This is a genomic window from Caballeronia sp. EK, from assembly GCF_014384845.1.
GTDB lineage: Bacteria > Pseudomonadota > Gammaproteobacteria > Burkholderiales > Burkholderiaceae > Caballeronia > Caballeronia jiangsuensis.
In genome coordinates this window covers 73,846-88,204 of record NZ_JACSUE010000012.1, presented here as the reverse complement: position 1 = coordinate 88,204, position 14,359 = coordinate 73,846, and the positions used below count along the sequence as shown (strand labels likewise).

Below are 14,359 nucleotides of genomic sequence, written 5' to 3'. Positions count from 1 at the left end.
GATGTTAAAGTGCCCGCTACCCTAAAAATACGACCGGGCGAATGCCGCTCGCGCTCGCGCTCCTCGCAGATTGCTTCAATGACAAACAAGAATTCCGCTCACTCCAAGGCCGGTGCTTATGAGCGCAGGCTTGCCGCGCTCGCGTCCGGCCCGCATGCCGATGCGTTGCGCCAAGGCTTGCGCGGCATCGAGAAGGAAAGCCTGCGCGTGACGCCGCAAGGCAAGCTCGCGATGACGCCGCATCCGCGTGCGTTCGGCTCGGCGCTGACGCATCCGCTCATCACGACCGATTACTCCGAAGCGCTGGTCGAGCTCATCACGCCTGCCGAATCCGATATCTCGATCACGCTCGATCGCCTCGACGCGCTGCATCGCTTCGCCTACGCGCACATGGGCGACGAGCTGCTGTGGAACGACTCGATGCCCAACTCGCTGCCGCCCGAGGACGAGATTCCGTTCGGCTATTACGGCACGTCGAATATCGGCAGGCTAAAGACCGTCTACCGGCGCGGGCTCGCGCTGCGCTATGGCCGCACGATGCAATGCATCGCGGGCATTCACTACAACTATTCGCTCAACGAAAATGTGTGGCGCGCGTGGCAGGCGCTCGACAAGTCGAGCACGCTGTCCGCGAAAGATTTCCAGTCCGAACGGTATTTCGCGCTGATCCGCAATTTCCGCCGCACGAACTGGCTGTTGATGTATCTGTTCGGCGCGTCGCCGGCGCTGAACAAGCGCTTCGTCGAAGGCAAGACCCATCATCTCGAACAATTCGATGCCGACACATTCCATCTGCCGCACGCGACCAGCCTGCGCATGAGCGATCTCGGCTATGCGAACAATCCCGCGCAGGCGGATCTGCTGCCGAGCTACGACAACCTCGACGCCTATCTCGACGTGCTCGCCAAAGCCGTGAGTCAGCCGTATGCGCCGTACGAAGCCATCGGCACGCGGCGCGACGGCGAATGGGTGCAGATCAACGCGAACGTCCTGCAGATCGAAAACGAGTTCTACTCGACGATCCGCCCGAAGCGCGTCGCGCATTCGGGCGAACGTCCGCTGCACGCGTTGGCGGAGCGCGGCGTGCAATACATCGAAGTGCGTTGCCTCGACATCGATCCATTCGTGCCGACCGGCATCTCGCTCGAAACCGCCCGCTTTCTCGACGCCTATCTCCTCTACTGCGCGCTGGAGGACAGCCCGTTGCTGCCGTTCGACGCGAACATCGAGGCGAACGGCAATTTCAGCACGGTGGCGAAGGAAGGACGCAAGCCCGGCCTCACGCTGCAACGCGACGGCGCGAACGTGCCGATGCAGCTATGGGCCGAAGAGCTGTTCGACGCGATCGAACCCGTCGCGAAGACACTCGACGCGCTCAACGGCAATGACGAGCACACGCGCGCGCTCGTTGCACTGCGGCCGCGCATCGCCGATGCATCGCTCACGCCGTCCGCCCGCGTGCTGCAGACGATGCGCGACAAGCAGCAGACCTTCGACGAGTTCGCGCTCGAACTCAGCGCGCGTCACGCGGAAGGTTTTCGCGCGCGCCCGCTTTCCGTCGATGAAGAACGAGCGATGGAAGAATTGGCGGCGAAATCGCTGGTAGAACAGACGGTGGTGGAAAGCAGCGACATCGAATCTTTCGATGCATTCATCGCGGCATATCAGGTCTACACGCTGAATCCCGCGAGCGCGTGATCGCTCTTTGCTGAACCCAGCAGGTTTTTCCGGGCCGCCGCCTTTGCCCGCCGGCAATGCTTACCGGCTTATGCAACAGAGGGAAACGCGTCACAACGTCATCCGGTTTGGCGGGGCAAAATATGGCCGACTTTTCGACGATCGAGGGAGCAATGAAAAAGAAGTTCTTCGGCGCGCTCGCGCTGGGGGCGACGTCGCTCGCGCTCCTGGGCGGCTGCGCGGTGCAGGATCAGGTCAGCAGCACCGTCATGGAACAGGCTACCCAACCGCTCACTTGCATGAGCAAGGCCGAATGCGACGCGTGGTGGGCGCGCGCGCAAGTCTGGGTCACGAATCATTCGGAGTACAAGCTGCAGACCGTGACGGATTCGATCATTCAGACCGCCGGACCGTCGAGCGGCAAACGTGCGCTCGCGTATCAGATCACCAAGACGCCGACCAACGAAGGCACCGCGACCATCGGTTTCGCCGCGCATTGCGACAATCCGCTCGGTTGCCAGCCGAATCCGTGGGAAGCGGGCGCCGACTTCAAGCAGTTCATCCGAAACGGTCCGGGGCTGCGGAAATCGGCGACGCCGCAGGCAGGCGCAATGCCGCCCGCCGCGCCCGGCGGAGTACAGGTCATCCCGCTGGACGAGCCGGGCCAGTCGGCGACGCCGCTCACGCCTCAGTAACTGAGTAATCTAGTGTCCCATCGAGGCTGACGCGCCCTTCTTCGGCCGCGTCAGCCAGACCATCGCGGCCAGCACCAGAAACGCATAGAACGAAATGCGGAAAAAGTCGTTGGTCGACATCATGTACGCCTGCGCCGACACCACGCGATCCAGTTGCGCCGCCAGCGCCTGTCCCGACAAACCGAGTCCCGAAAGCAGATCCGAGTATGCCGTCGTGCCCGCCGAATACGGCGTGACCGACTCGGTGAGCCGCGCGTGATGGCGGATCATGTCGTTTTCCCAGAAGGTCGTGCTGACCGCCGTGCCGATCGCGCCCGACAAGGTCCGCAGAAAGTTCGACAAACCCGCCGCTCCCGCTAGCCGCTCGTCGGAGACGCTGGACAGCGTGATCGTCGTCATCGGCACGAAAAAGCACGCGACGCCGATGCCCTGAATCAGGCGCGGATAGATGATCTGATGGAACGGCGTGTCGAGTGTGAAGGTCGAGTTCCAGTGCGACACGAACGCGAACGTGAGAAACGCAAAACTCGCGACCACGCGCAGATTCATTCGATGCATGTTCTGCCCGATCATCGGCGACAGCACCAGCGCGAGAATGCCGACCGGCGCGGTGGCGAGGCCCGCGAGCCACGGCGTGTAGCCGAGCACCGTCTGCAGCCACAGCGGCAACACCACGACCGAGCCGAAGAACGCAAGAAAGCCGAGCGACGTGATGAGCACGCCCATCGCGAAATTGCGGTCGCGGAACAGCGAAAGGTCGATGACCGGCTCCTTCTCGGTCAGCTCCCACGCGAACATGAATGCGAGCGACACCGCCGACACGATCGCCAGCGTCACGATGAAGCTGGAACTGAACCAGTCGCGGTCCTTGCCGAGGTCGAGCATCATCTGAAGACTCGCGACGCCGATCACGAGCAGCGCGAGCCCGACGCCGTCGATGCGCTGCTTCGTCGTCTTCGTCTCGTGGCCGCGCAGCAGGAAGTACGCGATCGCCGCCGAAAACACGCCGATCGGCACGTTGATATAGAAAATCCACGGCCAGGTGTAGTTATCGGTGATGTAACCGCCCATCACCGGGCCGAAGATCGGCGCGACAATCACGGTCATCGCCCAGAGACCGAGCGCGAGGCCGCGCTTTTCCGGCGGATAGCTGCGCATGAGGATGGTTTGCGACAGCGGGACCATCGGACCGGAGACGAGGCCTTGCAGCAGCCGGAACGCGATCAGCGATTCGAAGTTGTGCGCGAGGCCGCACAGCGCGGACGCGATCGAAAACAGCAGCACGGAAATGGTGAACAGCTTCACTTCGCCGACGCGCCGCGCGAGCCAGCCGGTCAGTGGCACCGCGATCGCGGACGCGACGGAGTACGACGAGATCACCCACGTGCCTTCGCTCGTCGCCACGCCGAGGTTCCCGGAGATGGTCGGCACCGCGACGTTCGCGATCGACGTGTCGAGCACCTCCATGAAGGTGCCGAGCGCGAGGCCCATCGTCAACAGGGCGAGGATGCCGCCTTTGAGCGGCATGGGCGCGGGCGGCGCGGCGGGCGTGCTGGTCGCGGATGTGGACATCGTTGGTTCTCCGGCGCGTGGACGGCGTTCAAAGCGCGCATCGCATGCAAACTTTTCTTGTCGCGGCATTCTCTGCCCAGACAGTGAAATCTGCGCAAGAAAATGCCGTTTTCGTCGGATTAATCAGGGTAATGCTTCATCGAACGAGCATGGCGCGCAATCTCCCGCCGGCGTATTGCCGATGATGCGCACGAGCATCGCGATCAAAAGATCCAGCTCCGCGCGGCTGAAACCGCGCAACTGCTCGTTGAGCACCGCCGCGCCGATGACAGGCAAACGCCCCGCCGCGTCGCGCCCGCGCTCCGTCAGACTGAGCTCGACGATCCTTCGGTCCGCCTCGCTGCGCGCACGGCTCACGAAGCCCTTCTTTTCGAGCCTGTCGAGCATACGCGTCATCGAGCCGCTGTCGTAAGACATTTCCCGCGACAGTTCGAGCGGCGTGCGCGCCCGCCCGGACGCCAGCAGCAGCATCACGCCGATTTGCGGCGATGTGAGGTCGAGCGGCTTCAGCGCCTGATCGGTGCGCATGACGAGCACGTTGCGCGCCTTGGCGAGGTAATAGCCGAGGCTCGTTTCGAGTTGAATCGTTGCTGGATCGTAAAGCGGTTCGCTGTTCATGCGACATCGGTCAAACGGCTGATGCGGAAGTGCGACACCACGTCGCGTCTCGATAAGGCAACAATACCGAAAAAGCAATCAGCAGTATCTTGAAAACTAGTTGCACAGTCAATATTATTCTATGCAACGAGTTACGCGCGAGATGCGCCGCCCGAGACCATGTTCTGACCGCCTGCCGTCGTTCGCGACGCCCGAAGGACCTTCCAATGACCCGCTTTGTTCGCACCGCTCGCCGACGCTTCGGCCCCATCAGCAGCCTGATCGCCAACGCTTCCCGTCACTTCGTCCCGCCGAAGCTGAGTTCGTGGAAACTTGCGTTGTATCTGATCGTGTTCCTGCTGCCGGGCGGTTCGTTCGTGGTGCTGGGCATGGGATGGTTCGAGAATCGGAACCGGCGCAAGACGGCAGCTTCCGCACCGAAGAAGCCGCCCTCCCGGCCCCTGCTCGCCGCGCCCTGCCACGGCGGCGGTGGCGCCAGCGGCGCGTGACGCCCCCGTAACGCGTCGTAACCGATTCCTGCTGCGGCGTAACACCCGCCTTACGGCGAACCCGTTACGCTAACGTCTGCCTGACGAGCGCGCGAAACAAGCGCCCGTCGCGTTCCGTTACCATTTCGGCTTGCCGCGTCCGTCGCTTCGGACTGCGCGGCGCCGACAGGAATCCCGACAAGCAGATGCCGCATCGCCCCGCCTTTCCCGCTCTCACCGTCACGCGCCCACTGACCGCCACGGCGCTCGCCGCCGCGCTTGCGATGTTCATCGCCGGTTGCGCGGTCGGCCCTGATTATCAGCGCCCCACGACAACGGTCCCGGCCAGCTACAAGGAAGCGCCCGAAGGCTGGAAAGTCGCGCAGCCCGCCGACCAGACCGATCGCGGCACCTGGTGGACCGTCTACAACGACGAGCGCCTCAACGAGCTCGAAACGCGCCTGAATCAATCGAATCAGAGCATCGCGCAGTTCGCGGCCGCGTACCGGCAAGCGCGTGCGCTCGTCAGCGAAGCACGCGCGGCGTATTTCCCGACGATCGGCGCGGCGGCATCGGCTGCGCGCTCCGGAACCGGCGCGGGCAACCGGTCGACCAACAGTTCCAGCTTCGGCCAGCAAGGCTCGGTGAACAACCAGTTCAGCCTTTCGCTCGACGCGTCCTGGGAACCGGACCTGTGGGGCAGCGTGTCACGCACCGTCACCGCGCAGAAAGCGGGTCAACAGGGCGCCGCCGCCGATCTCGCCAACGCGCGGCTGTCCGCGCAGGCCACGCTCGCACAGAGCTATTTCCAGTTGCGCTCGCTCGACGCGCAACAGAAGCTGCTCGACGAAACCGTCGCTGCGTACGAGCAATCGCTCAAGCTCACGCAGAATCAGTACGCGCAGGGCATCGTCGCGCGCTCCGATGTGATTCAGGCGCAGACGCAATTGCAATCCGCGCAGGCATCCGCCATCGATAACGGCGTCGCGCGCGCACAGTTCGAGCATGCGATCGCGGTGCTCGTCGGTGAGCCGGCGTCGACCTTCTCCGTTCCGCCGATTCCGCTCGACGCAACGCCGCCCACGGTGCCCGTGCAGATGCCGTCCGCGATTCTCGAACGGCGGCCGGATATCGCGTCGGCGGAGCGCAAGGCGGCCGCGGCGAACGAGCAGATCGGCATCGAGATGGCCGCCTATTTCCCGACGGTCACGCTCTCCGCGCAAGGCGGCTTTGAAAGCTCGGTGCTGTCGCAATTGCTGCGCGCGCCGTCGCGTTTCTGGACGCTCGGGCCGGACATCGCCGCGACCATTTTCGACGGCGGCCTGCGTTCCGCGCGCACCGAAGCCGCGCGCGCCGCCTACGATCAGAACGTCGCGACGTATCGGCAGACGGTACTGACCGCGTTTCAGGACGTCGAGGACAATCTCGCGTCGCTGCGCATTCTGGAAAAGGAAATCGTCGTGCAGCAGCAGGCCGTCGAATCGGCGCAGCAGGCGCTCGCGATCATCAACAATCAGTACAAGGCGGGAACGGTCGCATTCATCAGCGTGCTGACCGCGCAAACCACCGCGTTCACCGCCCAGCAGAAGCTCGCGAATATCGCGGGGCAGCGGATGGTGTCATCGGTGGGACTGGTGAAGGCGCTCGGCGGCGGCTGGGATGTCGCGCAGATGGATCGCGAGACGGGCGGTGTGGAAGCGCCCGCCGCGGCTGCGTCCGCCGCGAGCGCGACGCAAACCGCCAATCGCTGATTCTTAGCGCATGAAGGTCAGCGCGACCGTATCCGGATCGGTATGGCGGCCGAGCAGGTTCAACAAACCGGCGAGGTTTTCGCGCTGATCCGGCGCGGCCGTCGCGGTGCCTTGAAACGACGTCGATTCCTGCGAGATCGCGCCGTTGCCGGTCAGCATGAGCGGCCCTTTGCTCGTCGAAAGATCGATCGTCGCGGACGCGCCCTGCGCCTGCAGCGCGACGCGATACGACCCGAGCGGCTTCACACGCGAGACGCGCGAAGCCATGTCGTCGAGCGTGACGACCACTTGTCCGTAAGTGTTGCGATTCAGCAGGCGAAACTCCGTCCACGAAAGCCGCACACTGCCATCGAAGTCCAGCGTGTTGAACGGCGCGCCCAGCCCCGCGAGCAGCGTCGCGGGCACGGCGATCTGGCCTGCCGTGACTGTCGCGCCGCGCGTGGTGGCATCGACGGTAACGGCATCGGGCATCGCGTCGGTCTGGCGCATCGTCATGTGCACGCGGCCGGTGAAGAGCGGAAGGAAGGCCGTCGTCCATTCGATGCGCCCCGGCAGCAGCGTCGCGCCCGCGCCGTCGGTGCCCGCGGCGAGCATCAGCGTGGCCGAGCCGCTCCACAGCGATCCCGCCGGATCGACCAGATTCACGTGGCCGCCTGTCGCTTTCGAGAACTGCGGCACGATCCACGCAGCGGGCATCATCGTGAGCAGCGTGCCGGCGACCGATATCACGATCACGAAAAGCGCCGGCAATGCGAGCCGGAAACGTCGCGTCCAGTAACTCATTTCGCGCCGGCCGGTTGCAGCGACGCGGTCAGATCCACTTGGCCATCCGGCTTCAGCGCCGTGACGTGCGCCTCCGACACCTGCACCTTGAACTGCTTGCGCGCGTCGTCGAGCCACATCGTCCAGTTCGGGAACGACGCGTTCTTCAACTGGATCTGAACCGCCGCGCCGATCACCTGGACTTGCGTCGGCTGCATGCCGTTGTCGGCGAGCGACTTCGCGAGCGCGTCGCGCAACGCGCCGCCCGTCGGCATCACGCCTTCGGCGGCAGGCGCGAGCGAGCGCGCGTCGTTGGCCTGCGCGGTCATCGTCGCGAGCTGGCGCTGCATCGCGGGCAGGCTTTCGCGCAAGCGCGCGCGGCCTTCGTAGGCAGGCGCCCACAGCACGAGATACACGAGCACGAGCCCGAGCGCGAGGCCGCCCCACATCAGCAGCGTCTTCTCGCGCGGTGTGCGCACTTCCCAGAATTCCGACAGTGAACGTGCGATTTCCGCTTTCATTGGCCGCTCCTGATCGTCCATTTGCCGGTGTTACTATCGATCGAACCGTTCAGGCCGTTCGCGGCGAGGCGCTTCGTCAGGTCGGGATCGACCTTCGTTTCCGGCTTGAAGGTCACTTCCAGACGACGGTCGCGATAGTCGAGCCCCGCGACGCCGTTCACCGGGACGGGACCGAGCGAGCGCGCGAGCCCGTCCGCGAGCGACAGAAAGTCCGACGGCGACAGTTCGCCCGACGCCACCCGCAGCCGGTCGAGATTGCGCGACATCTGATCGGGCGCATCGAGCACGACGGTCGTCTTGGGAAACGCGTTGAGCAGCAGTTCGGTTTCCTGCGCGCTGATCGCGTCGCGCTGACGCGAGAGTTGCAGCCACTGCACGTTGACGCCGATGATCGACACGACGATCGACGCCGCCACGAGCGCGGTCGGCACGCGCAGACGACGCATCGTCGCGCGGTCGAGGCGCCACGGCTGCGCGGCGAATTCAAACTGGCACAGGTCGAAACGGCTCGCGACGGCGTTGCGCGCGAGCGCCTCGAACGTGAGCGGCAACGCGCCGGCGACCGCTGCCGCGGCATTGCGCGAACCCGACAGGCGCGGCTCGTCGCCGGGAAGATCGGAGAGCGAATAGAGCGTCGCGGGATGATCGCCCGCGAGCGCCGCGAGCGTCGCGGAAATCGAATCGGCGGGCAGCGCGAGGCCTTCGCCAAGCGCCGCGCGCTCGCCGCGCGCGATCGCGATTTCGATGCGCGGCGCGCCGAACGTGGCGGGCGACGGCGCGGCCAGCTCGCCGATCAGCGCGGGCGCGGTCGACACGACCTGACCGAGCAGACCCGCGATGAACGGCGTCGGCGGCGCTTCCGTTTCCTCGGCTTCCTGGCCTTCTTCGACGGGCGCCGCGGCCGGAGCCGGCAGGCAACGCATCGCGGGCACGGCCTTCACATTGCGATGCCCCGCGCCCGAAAACGCGCCCAGCACGAAGCGAAACCAGCCGCGATCGATCACGGCGACCACGCGCTTGCCATCGGCGAGCGCGACCGGATCGACCGCGATATGGCACGTCTGCGGATCCTGAATCAGCTGATCCTCGACGACGTTCGGCAGCGCCTGCCGCAAGCGCGGGCCCTTGAGCGGCGGCAAGGAAGCGGCGAGCAGGAGCGTGTCGCGCGCGGCGACGATCAGCACCGTCGCGCTCGCACGCGGCAGAAGCCCGAGCGCCGAGCGGCCGATGCGTTGCGGCTCGCCGCGCTTGTCGAGCAGCAGAAACGGCATATCCGGCAGATGCCACTCTTCCGAGCGCACCGCGGGATCACGCGGCGGTAATAAAACGATCAGTGTGCTCAATGGCCACTTCCTCTCATCAATGACTGCGGCACGTCTTTACAGCGCGTCGCGCGTGTAGACGATGCGCGTCGTATGCGTCGTCGGATCGCGATACACGAGCGTCGTGCGCTCCAGTTGCGCGCGCTCATGTTCGACGCTTCCGCGGATCACGAAATACTTCGTGGTGACGTCCATCTCGTTCGGATCGATCGTCACCGTCTTGACGCCCGCGCCCGTCAGCGCGAGCTGCACGTTGCCGACATCGTGGAAGAACACCGTCTCCCGGCGCGCGACGAACGCCTGCGCCTGCGACAGATTCATCCCCGGCACCACGGCCGCGATCACTTCGGCGGGCGCGGTGTTCATGTTCACGGCGGTCGTCGTCGGCAGCACGGTGACGAACGGGCGCAGCTTCGCGACCGCTTCCGGCGAAAAACCCGGCACATCGAGCAGCGAATCGACCGTGATCATCTGCAAAGGCGCGACGGGCGCGTTGCTGTCCGCGTCCTTCAGGCCGGGATCGTCGGTGAAATTGCCGCCGCCCGTGCCGCCGCCCTGCGCGATCGCCGCGAGCGTCGTCGCTTCGTTGTTCGCGCCGGTCGCCATGGTCGCGCTCGCGCCCGTCTGCGTCTGAAAGCGCGTCGCGGAGCGCGCGAGGCCCGCGCGCATCTGCAGTGCGACGGTCTTCGCGAGCGAGCCGTTGATGCCGAGCATCGTGAGCAGCCGCTGGAACGCCTGAATCTGCGCGACGTTGATGGTCAGCACGCCGGGCGTCGGCGTCGAGACCAGATTGCGCAGGTTGAACTTCGCCTGCGCGTCCTCGATCGAGCCGGACAGATATGTCGATGCGCCCTGCTGCGCGCGCACTTCGCCGATCTGCCCGAGGAAATCCGACAACTTCGTCTTCGCGATCGGCACGCCCCACACGCCGCCGAGGTACGTGACCGTCGGCGAGGTATCGGCTTCCGAGCGCAGGATGAGGCGCGTCCAGTCGAGCGCACTGCGCGAAATCCACTGCGCCTGCGCAAGCAGCCGCTGATTCTCGATGCGCCGAATCTGCACCTGCTGACGCCACAGCATGCCCGACACGAGAATCGCTGCGAGCGATACGACCAGAAGCGCGCTGATGATCGCGACGCCGCGTTGCCTTTTCGGGTTCTGGGCGCGCATGCTCATTCTCCGACCAGAAACACGCGCGTGAGCGGCGTCGCGAGCGTGCGCGCGCCGACCGCGATCTGAATGCCCGACACCGCGCGCGCGAGCGGCGCGTTGCCGAGTTGCGGCACCTTCAGGTTGTTGTCGTTCTGGTTGATCTGCGCGAGCACGTCGCTCATGCGCGTCGACCAGCCTTTTTCCGGAATATAGACGCGCGTCGCGAGCGAGGCCACGCCGCCCATCAGCGGAATCGAGCTCCAGCCGTCGCCGGTATCGCCCGACGACAACGCGCGCCGCACTTCGCCGACATTCGAAAGCGGCGGCGACGCAAAGCGCACGATGCGCCCGTTCGACAGCCGGTAGCGCACCACCTGAAGCCGCGGCGGCGTGCCCGGCGCGAACACGCCGCGCACGATCTGCAGCGAGCCGTTGCCGACCTGCACGGCGGGCTGGCCGGCTTCGTCGTCGGTGGCGGCCTGGCGCGCGTCGATGCGCATCTGGTCGAACAACTGCGCGACGACGCGCTCGTCTTCCATCGCGTTTTCGATCGTCGCGCGGCCGCGGATCACCGAGTCGAGCCCGCGCCACGACAACACCGCGAGCACCGCGAGAATCGCGATGGCGATCAGCATCTCCAGCAGCGTGAAGCCGCGCTGCGTGGCGCGGCGGTCAGAGCGAGCGGTTCGTTTCATTCGCCACCACCGTGACCATTTGCGCCAGATTGCCGGAGCGGCCCGGCGTCGAGACGAACATCTCGACGCGCCGGAAAATCGGGTTCGGCGTCTGGCTCACGCGCTGCGTGCAGACGAGCTTCAGATTGCCCTGCGAGCAGTCGAAGGTGCGCGAGCCGATCGGCGGAAACTGCCGTGAGAGCCGCAGTTGCGCGAGTTCGTTGTCCGCGCTCCAGCCCGCGAGCAGCCGCCGATGCAGGTCGGCTTCGCCCGTCGCGAGCGAGCCGACCGCGCGCACCGATGCGGCGAGCGCCACCGCGATGATCGCCAGTGCGACGAGCACTTCGATCATCGTGAAGCCGCGCTGATGTCGACGTTCACGCATCACCGCACCTGATAGCGGCCGTTGCCGCTCCCGACGATGGTCACGCGGCCCACGGCCGAAAACAGCGTGATTTCCATCGGCGCGTCGATGGCTTCGGTGCCGAACACGAGCCGGCTCACCGTCTTGTCCGAGTCGAGGAACTGGATCGACACGCCGGTCACACCGCCTTCCCAGCGTCGCTGGCGCAGGAGGTCGTCGCGCAGCGGCCGCCAGCCGTCTTCCGTGCGGATGTCGAAGCGAAAGCCGCCGTCGAGCGGCTGCCACGCGATCGGCCGCGCGCGCACCTGCGCCTCGTCGCCCGCCGATTCGAACAGCAGCGCGAGACGTTGCGCTTCCTCGTTAAGATCGGTGCGCGGGTTGCGCGTCAGTTGCAGCGACGCGAGCGACACCAGCAAGCCCGCGATCACCAGCACGACGAGCATTTCGAGCAGCGTGAAGCCCGCGTTGCGTCGCGTATGTCGGTGCCTGTTCACGCCGCTGTCCTTCGTCTACCGTGCGATGGTCATTGCCACGAGCCGACATCGGCATCGTTGCCTTCGCCGCCCGCCTTGTTGTCGGCGCCGTAGCTGAACACGTCGACTTCGCCGTGCACGCCCGGATTCAGATATTGATACTGCGCGCCCCACGGATCTGCCGGCAGGCGTTCGAGATAGCCGCCGTCCTTCCAGTTGTTCGGCACCGGCTCGGTCGTCGGCTTTTCGACCAGCGCGCGCAGACCCTGCTCCTGCGTCGGATAGCGGCCGTTATCGAGGCGATACAGCTTCATCGCCTGCATGATGGTGCCGATGTCCTGCTTCGCGGCGACGCGGCGCGCCTCGTCCGGGCGGCTCATGATCTTCGGCACGATCAGCGCGGCGAGAATGCCGAGAATCGCGATCACGACCATGATTTCGATCAGCGTGAAACCGCGCTGACGGCGTCCCTGCGCCTGAGCCTGTTGAATTCGCATGCGGCGTTGTGTCCACAATTGCATGACTGCTACCTCTTGAATTGAAAATATCGTTTCCGGACTTCATGCCCGGTGATGATTGGAAAAATCGCGCGGCTTCCTGTCTTTCGGAAGCCGCCGGTCATTCTATCGATCCGCTTTCGTCGCGTGCTTCATGCCCGTGCGAGGCATCGCGTCACGTTCAGCGCACCCAGATCGTCGGTCCGGGCGGATTCTGCGGCAGGAAGATCTCCGATTTCACGCCGTTGCGCTCGATGATGATCGAACGCGCGCGCACTTCCGAGAGCTTCACGCCCTGCGTGAGCGGCCCGCCCAGCGACACGGCCTTCGCCGCTTCGCCGCCGTAGCTCACGATGGCCGCCGCGCCGCCCTGCAACGCGAGAATGCCGAACAGATGCACGTCCGAATTGGCCTGACGCTCAAGCCGTCCGCCGAAAATGGTCGCGGCCTGTTCCACCGACGGCGTGCGCGTCGCGGCCGCGGCGGGCAGCGGCGCGGTCTGCCGCGCGGTCAGCGTGACGACCCAGTACGTCACCGTCACGCAAAAGAGCGCGAGCGCGGCGAGCGTCAGTAAGCGAGTTTGAAGGGCGTTCATCACTGCACCAGATTATTCAGTTCGATGATCGGCAACATCACCGCGAGCACGATCACCAGCACCACGCCGCCCATCGCGAGGATCAGCAGCGGCTCGAGCAGGCTCGTGAGGAACATCGTGCGCCGTTCGAGCTCGCGCGCTTCGCCTTCGGAGGCGCGGTCGAGCATCGTGGTGACGTCGCCGGTGGCTTCGCCCGAGCGGATCAGGTGAACCAGCACAGGCGGAAACGTCTTCGTGTTGCCGAGCGCACGCGACAGCGACGAGCCTTCGCGCACGCGCACGATCGCATCGTCGACGTTCTCGCGCATCGCCGTGTTGCTGAGCGTTTCGCCGGCAGCCTGCAGCGCGCGCAGGATCGGCACGCCGGCGGCGGTCAGGATCGCGAGCGTGCTGGCAAAGCGCACCGTGTTGTAGCCGCGCACCAGCTTGCCGATGAGCGGCGCGCCGAGCAGCCACCGGTCGAACGACATGCGCGGCCCGGGCCGCGCGAGGATGGTCTTCACGAGCCACGCGAAAATCACGACGCCGATCAGCATCGCCCACCAGTAACTCCGGACGAAGGACGAGAGCGCCATCATCATGACGGTCAGGAAAGGCAGCGCCTGCTTCGTGCTCGCGAACACGTTCACGACCTGCGGCACGACATAGCTCAGCAGGAACGTGACGATGCCGAACGCGATGAGCGTCACGATGCCCGGATACGTGAACGCCAGAATAATCTTCTGCTTCAGCGCGTTGCGTTGTTCGATGTAGTCGGCGAGACGCGACAGCACGAGGCCGAGCTTGCCGGTATGCTCGCCCGCCGCAACGAGCGCGCGATAGATCTCCGGAAAGTCCTTCGGATGCTGCGCGAGCGCGTTGGCGAAGGAATGGCCGCCGAGCACTTCGGCGCGGATCGCGGCCATCAGTTCGCGGATGTAATCGCGTTCGGACTGCTCCGTCAGCACCGCGAGCGTTTCGCCGAGCGGCAGACCCGCGATCAAGAGACTCGCGAGCTGGCGCGTGAGAATCGCCTGCTCGCGCTGCGACAGACGCCGCCCGAGCGACAGCCGCTGCTGACGCTCGCCGCGCGTGCGCGTGCCCGCCGCCTCGACGACGAGCGGCGTCAGCCCCTGCGTGCGCAACTGGCTGCGCGCGGCGCGGGCGCTGTCGGCATCGAGCACGCCTTTCTGCGTCTTGCCCGCGTGGTCGATCGCTTCGAAACGAAAAGCCGGCATAC

At 65.5% G+C, this 14,359-nt stretch carries 16 protein-coding genes; 4 read left to right on the top strand and 12 right to left on the bottom strand.

Going from position 1 to position 14,359, the window contains the following annotated elements; all coding sequences use genetic code 11:
• Positions 1-78 precede the first annotated feature (78 nt).
• Complete coding sequence (gene gshA / locus IAG25_RS30305) at positions 79-1,698, top strand: glutamate--cysteine ligase (protein ID WP_187608126.1); 1,620 nt, start codon at positions 79-81, stop codon at positions 1,696-1,698.
• A 152-nt stretch (positions 1,699-1,850) separates the two neighbouring features.
• Positions 1,851-2,372: a hypothetical protein gene (locus IAG25_RS30300; RefSeq protein WP_187608125.1), complete on the top strand. Its 522-nt coding sequence runs from the start codon at positions 1,851-1,853 to the stop codon at positions 2,370-2,372.
• Positions 2,373-2,381: 9 nt separating this feature from the next.
• Here IAG25_RS30300 and IAG25_RS30295 read toward each other — a convergent pair whose 3' ends face one another.
• Positions 2,382-3,944 (bottom strand): DHA2 family efflux MFS transporter permease subunit, encoded by a 1,563-nt coding sequence (locus IAG25_RS30295; protein WP_187608124.1) that lies wholly within the window; start codon positions 3,942-3,944, stop codon positions 2,382-2,384.
• A 123-nt stretch (positions 3,945-4,067) separates the two neighbouring features.
• Positions 4,068-4,562: a MarR family winged helix-turn-helix transcriptional regulator gene (locus IAG25_RS30290; RefSeq protein WP_187608123.1), complete on the bottom strand. Its 495-nt coding sequence runs from the start codon at positions 4,560-4,562 to the stop codon at positions 4,068-4,070.
• Positions 4,563-4,768: 206 nt separating this feature from the next.
• On the opposite strand from IAG25_RS30290, the gene IAG25_RS30285 reads away from it, so the two are divergent.
• Together IAG25_RS30285 and IAG25_RS30280 are read left to right on the top strand one after the other, a co-directional pair.
• Positions 4,769-5,050: a hypothetical protein gene (locus IAG25_RS30285; RefSeq protein ID WP_187608122.1), complete on the top strand. Its 282-nt coding sequence runs from the start codon at positions 4,769-4,771 to the stop codon at positions 5,048-5,050.
• Positions 5,051-5,235: 185 nt separating this feature from the next.
• Positions 5,236-6,780, top strand: a complete 1,545-nt coding sequence (locus tag IAG25_RS30280) for an efflux transporter outer membrane subunit (RefSeq protein ID WP_187608121.1) — start codon at positions 5,236-5,238, stop codon at positions 6,778-6,780.
• A 3-nt stretch (positions 6,781-6,783) separates the two neighbouring features.
• Here IAG25_RS30280 and IAG25_RS30275 read toward each other — a convergent pair whose 3' ends face one another.
• The 10 genes from IAG25_RS30275 to gspF form a co-directional block, all read right to left on the bottom strand.
• Positions 6,784-7,563: a type II secretion system protein N gene (locus tag IAG25_RS30275; RefSeq protein WP_187608120.1), complete on the bottom strand. Its 780-nt coding sequence runs from the start codon at positions 7,561-7,563 to the stop codon at positions 6,784-6,786.
• On the bottom strand, positions 7,560-8,063 hold the full coding sequence (gene gspM, locus IAG25_RS30270) for a type II secretion system protein GspM (RefSeq protein ID WP_187608119.1): 504 nt from the start codon (positions 8,061-8,063) through the stop codon (positions 7,560-7,562). The genes IAG25_RS30275 and gspM overlap by 4 nt, the downstream gene beginning before the upstream one ends.
• A complete protein-coding gene (gspL, locus tag IAG25_RS30265) occupies positions 8,060-9,406 on the bottom strand; it encodes a type II secretion system protein GspL (RefSeq protein WP_187608118.1) in 1,347 nt (448 codons plus the stop codon). Before gspL ends, gspM begins: the two co-directional genes overlap by 4 nt.
• A 36-nt stretch (positions 9,407-9,442) precedes the next feature.
• On the bottom strand, positions 9,443-10,561 hold the full coding sequence (gene gspK / locus IAG25_RS30260; protein ID WP_187608117.1) for a type II secretion system minor pseudopilin GspK: 1,119 nt from the start codon (positions 10,559-10,561) through the stop codon (positions 9,443-9,445).
• Positions 10,558-11,232 carry a PulJ/GspJ family protein gene (locus tag IAG25_RS30255; protein WP_187608116.1) on the bottom strand — a complete coding sequence of 225 codons (675 nt, stop codon included), beginning with the start codon at positions 11,230-11,232 and terminating at the stop codon, positions 10,558-10,560. Before IAG25_RS30255 ends, gspK begins: the two co-directional genes overlap by 4 nt.
• Positions 11,210-11,596, bottom strand: a complete 387-nt coding sequence (gspI, locus tag IAG25_RS30250) for a type II secretion system minor pseudopilin GspI (RefSeq protein ID WP_187608115.1) — start codon at positions 11,594-11,596, stop codon at positions 11,210-11,212. The genes IAG25_RS30255 and gspI overlap by 23 nt, the downstream gene beginning before the upstream one ends.
• Positions 11,596-12,069, bottom strand: a complete 474-nt coding sequence (locus IAG25_RS30245) for a GspH/FimT family pseudopilin (RefSeq protein ID WP_035499420.1) — start codon at positions 12,067-12,069, stop codon at positions 11,596-11,598. Before IAG25_RS30245 ends, gspI begins: the two co-directional genes overlap by 1 nt.
• Positions 12,070-12,098: 29 nt before the next feature.
• Positions 12,099-12,569, bottom strand: a complete 471-nt coding sequence (gene gspG, locus IAG25_RS30240) for a type II secretion system major pseudopilin GspG (protein ID WP_035499417.1) — start codon at positions 12,567-12,569, stop codon at positions 12,099-12,101.
• A gap of 157 nt (positions 12,570-12,726) precedes the next feature.
• Positions 12,727-13,140, bottom strand: a complete 414-nt coding sequence (locus IAG25_RS30235) for a general secretion pathway protein GspC (protein ID WP_187608113.1) — start codon at positions 13,138-13,140, stop codon at positions 12,727-12,729.
• A complete protein-coding gene (gspF, locus tag IAG25_RS30230) occupies positions 13,140-14,357 on the bottom strand; it encodes a type II secretion system inner membrane protein GspF (protein WP_035499414.1) in 1,218 nt (405 codons plus the stop codon). The genes IAG25_RS30235 and gspF overlap by 1 nt, the downstream gene beginning before the upstream one ends.
• Between the last annotated feature and the right edge of the window lie 2 nt (positions 14,358-14,359).

Coding starts and splice junctions, on each gene's coding strand:
- gshA (WP_187608126.1), top strand. CDS start 79: ATGACAAACAAGAATTCCGCTCACTCCAAGGCCGGTGCTTATGAGCGC.
- IAG25_RS30280 (WP_187608121.1), top strand. CDS start 5,236: ATGCCGCATCGCCCCGCCTTTCCCGCTCTCACCGTCACGCGCCCACTG.
- gspF (WP_035499414.1), bottom strand. CDS start 14,357: ATGCCGGCTTTTCGTTTCGAAGCGATCGACCACGCGGGCAAGACGCAG.
- IAG25_RS30295 (WP_187608124.1), bottom strand. CDS start 3,944: ATGTCCACATCCGCGACCAGCACGCCCGCCGCGCCGCCCGCGCCCATG.
- IAG25_RS30285 (WP_187608122.1), top strand. CDS start 4,769: ATGACCCGCTTTGTTCGCACCGCTCGCCGACGCTTCGGCCCCATCAGC.
- gspG (WP_035499417.1), bottom strand. CDS start 12,569: ATGCAATTGTGGACACAACGCCGCATGCGAATTCAACAGGCTCAGGCG.
- gspI (WP_187608115.1), bottom strand. CDS start 11,596: ATGCGTGAACGTCGACATCAGCGCGGCTTCACGATGATCGAAGTGCTC.
- IAG25_RS30235 (WP_187608113.1), bottom strand. CDS start 13,140: ATGAACGCCCTTCAAACTCGCTTACTGACGCTCGCCGCGCTCGCGCTC.
- IAG25_RS30290 (WP_187608123.1), bottom strand. CDS start 4,562: ATGAACAGCGAACCGCTTTACGATCCAGCAACGATTCAACTCGAAACG.
- gspM (WP_187608119.1), bottom strand. CDS start 8,063: ATGAAAGCGGAAATCGCACGTTCACTGTCGGAATTCTGGGAAGTGCGC.
- gspK (WP_187608117.1), bottom strand. CDS start 10,561: ATGAGCATGCGCGCCCAGAACCCGAAAAGGCAACGCGGCGTCGCGATC.
- IAG25_RS30275 (WP_187608120.1), bottom strand. CDS start 7,563: ATGAGTTACTGGACGCGACGTTTCCGGCTCGCATTGCCGGCGCTTTTC.
- IAG25_RS30255 (WP_187608116.1), bottom strand. CDS start 11,232: ATGAAACGAACCGCTCGCTCTGACCGCCGCGCCACGCAGCGCGGCTTC.
- IAG25_RS30300 (WP_187608125.1), top strand. CDS start 1,851: ATGAAAAAGAAGTTCTTCGGCGCGCTCGCGCTGGGGGCGACGTCGCTC.